Annotated in this window: 1 protein-coding gene and 1 pseudogene; both read right to left on the reverse strand. The window is 46.3% G+C overall.

The window, feature by feature from the left end; translation table 11 throughout:
• Window positions 1-9: 9 nt before the first annotated feature.
• Window positions 10-252, reverse strand: a complete 243-nt coding sequence (locus ABD909_RS06965) for a hypothetical protein (protein ID WP_345097237.1) — start codon at window positions 250-252, stop codon at window positions 10-12.
• Between the two features lie 9 nt (window positions 253-261).
• Window positions 262-741: pseudogene (locus ABD909_RS06970) on the reverse strand (Bgr_08870 family protein); the annotation flags it as partial.

The raw sequence follows: 741 nt of genomic DNA on the forward strand, positions 1-741 counted from the left end.
TTAGCTTATTTACCTTTTTTGTGGCTCCCCTATAGGTGGCTCTACGATTGCGTCTTGCTCTGCTGATTGTGTAGATGCAAATTGTTCTTTGTTTTCATCCACCACGGGAGGAGAGAAGACTCCGTCCTTATAAGTCCAACCAATTTGCGCTTCACTTGAGGGGATAGCCTCACCATCAAAGGCGTGAACATAATCTTTTGATGCGACAATAATATTTGTTACCACACCATTTTCAACAACTGCATATTCCATGAAGTGCTCCTAGATAAAAAATCTCAACAAGATTGCTCCGTTACCACCGGCACCGCCTTCGTCACCGTTCTTTCCATGGAAATAGCCGCCACCGCCACCTGCATCAGCTTGATTACTACCACCTCTGCCACCTTTTCCACCTTTATCACTTTCACCGCCACGACCACCACTGCCATTACTAGATCCGCCACCGCCACCAGCACCACCAAAAAGAGAACTTTCACCGTCACAGCTTCCGCCATTTCCACCTTTACCGCCAGAAAAAATAAAGTTTTGTATGCTGGAGTAACCTCCTGTTCCTCCTGCTCCTACTGTTTTGGTATTGCCGCTACCCTGAGAGCCTATACTTCCACCATTGGCAATGAGAACGCCTTCAATAATCGTTGCACCACCACTACCATTTTTACCACCACGACCAATTTGGATATTTTTTGCTTTTCTAAACTGAGCTCCTTTGATTTTTACGTGGACACATTGCCCTCCACCGCC

It is taken from the genome of Bartonella acomydis, from assembly GCF_039543025.1.
Taxonomy (GTDB): domain Bacteria; phylum Pseudomonadota; class Alphaproteobacteria; order Rhizobiales; family Rhizobiaceae; genus Bartonella; species Bartonella acomydis.